Origin of the sequence: Kitasatospora sp. NPDC059571, from assembly GCF_042735675.1 — a bacterium.
Taxonomy (GTDB): Bacteria; Actinomycetota; Actinomycetes; order Streptomycetales; family Streptomycetaceae; genus Kitasatospora.
In genome coordinates, this window is record NZ_JBHWBW010000220.1 from 10,067 (window position 1) to 12,191 (window position 2,125).

Below are 2,125 nucleotides of genomic sequence, written 5' to 3' on the forward strand. Positions count from 1 at the left end.
CCGCTCGGTGTGGGGGGGGGGGGGCCCGCCCCCCCCCCCACGGGGGGGGTCGGGGGGGCGGGGGCCGGGGGGGGCCCCCCCCCGGCCTGCCTGCTGACGGCGTGGGTTACTTCTTGACCTCGACCTGGGTGAAGACCGGGTCGCCGAAGGAGTCGAACTTCACGTTCTGGACCTTGTTCGACCAGCCGGAGTTGGTCTTGTAGAACCAGAGCGGGATGGACGGCATGTCCTTGGCGAGGACGGCCTCGGCCTGCTGGTACAGCTCGGTGGTCTTGTCGATGTTGGCGGCCGAGTCGGCCTCCTTGGCGAGCTTGTCGAACTCCGGCGAGGAGTACAGCGAGTCGTTCGCCGAGGCGCCGGTGCCGTAGATGTCACGCAGGAAGTTGGCGTTCAGCGGGTAGTCCTGCTGCCAGGCCGAGCGCATGATGCTGTCGACCTTGTGGCCGTCGATCACGTCGCGCGCGGTCTTGAAGTCCGGCTTCGGGTCGCCGAGGCACTCGACGCCGGTGGCCTGGCGGATCGAGTTGCAGACCGCGTCGACCCAGTCCTTGTGGCCGCCGTCGGCGTTGTAGACGATGGTGACCTTGTTGTTCGGGACACCGCCGCCGGCCGCGATGAGCTCCTTGGCCTTGGCCGGGTTGTAGGTGCAGGCCTCGCCGCAGGCGCCCTTCTTGTAGCCGGCGACACCCGGGGCGACCCAGCTGTCGGCGGGCAGGCGCGAGCCGTTCAGGACGGTCTTGGTGATGGTGTCGCGGTCGATCGCCATCGAGAGGCCCTGGCGGACCTTGGCCTTGTCGACGCCCTGCCAGGCCGGCTGGTACATCGCGAAGGCGATGGAGGTGATGCCGCCCTGCGCCTGGTCGACGGCACGGTCGCCCAGGTCGCTCTTGTAGGAGGCGAGGTCCGACGGGTCGACCTGGTCGAGCACGTCCAGGTTGTCGGAGACCAGGTCCTTGTAGGCGGCGTCGGCCTGGGTGTAGTTCTTGAAGACGATGCCGCCGTTCTTCGGCTTGTCGATGCCCTGGTACTTGTCGTACGCGGCAACGGTGACGGCCTTGTTGTGCTCCCACGAGACGAACTTGTAGGGGCCGTTGCCGATCGGGGCCTCGCCGTACTTGGCCGGGTCGGTGTAGAAGACCTTCGGCAGCGGCGAGAAGGCGGTGTAGCCGAGCTTGTACTGGAAGTACGAGACCGGGCCGGTCAGCTCGATGGTGAAGTGGGTGTCGTCCACGACCTTGAGGCCGGACATCTTGTCCGTGGTCGGGTCGCCCTTCTCCGGGTGGACGTCGGTGTAACCCTTGATGTCCGAGAACCAGTTGCTGTTGATCTGGTTGTTCTTGGTGTTCGCGGACCAGTTCCAGGCGTCCACGAAGGAGGCCGCGGTCACCGGGGTGCCGTCGTGGAAGGTCCAGCCGGACTTCAGGGTGACGGTGTAGTGCTGCGCGTCGGTGGTCTCGATCTTGTCGGCCATCTGGTTGCGCAGCTTGCCGGTCGCCGGGTCGTAGTCCACCAGGCCGCGGAAGAGGTTCTTGATGATGCGGCCGCCGCCGACCTCCATCGCGTTCGCGGGCTGTAGCGGGTGCTGCGGCTCGCTGCTCTGGTAGCTGAACGTGCCGGCGGCGTCGGGGGTGCCGTTGGCGTCCCCGCTCGACGAGCCGCTGCCGCAGGCAGTAGCGGCGAGGGCGACCGCGACGGCTGCGACGACCCACTTGGCCTGGCTGGCACCGCGCATGGGTGTGCCTCCTGAAATCCGTGTTGCAAACGTGGAGAGCACCGCACTCGCGGTGGCCGGCATCGACGCCGGAACCGGACGGTGCTTCCTCGCTCGAGGTTCGGCGCGCACCCCTGCGCATGACCCTTGACCCGAGCTCGACAGTCCCACTATCGGTCACTCAGAGATGCGGAACGGACCATTACGGATCTCAATTTGGTCACATGGAAGACCGATTCATCCCAGGAATCGGACATTCGAGACATACAAAACAGCCGCGAAACGGACAGTTGTCATGGATGACGGTCGGTCACGTTCGATAACCGGACATGCGGCGTTCATCACGCCCGCGATTCGCTACGCGCGTTGACAGCGGAGCGTCACAAAGCGGCCGGCCAGCCCCCGGGTGGGGGC

At 66.6% G+C, this 2,125-nt stretch carries 1 protein-coding gene; it reads right to left on the reverse strand.

The window, feature by feature from the left end; all coding sequences use genetic code 11:
* Nucleotides 1–106 precede the first annotated feature (106 nt).
* On the reverse strand, nt 107–1,732 hold the full coding sequence (locus ACFV0G_RS22960) for an ABC transporter substrate-binding protein (protein WP_380550901.1): 1,626 nt from the start codon (nt 1,730–1,732) through the stop codon (nt 107–109).
* Nucleotides 1,733–2,125 lie beyond the last annotated feature (393 nt).

What these genes read in the sequence shown, in the direction of transcription:
- ACFV0G_RS22960 (WP_380550901.1), bottom strand. Translation starts at nt 1,732, where the DNA reads ATGCGCGGTGCCAGCCAGGCCAAGTGGGTCGTCGCAGCCGTCGCGGTC.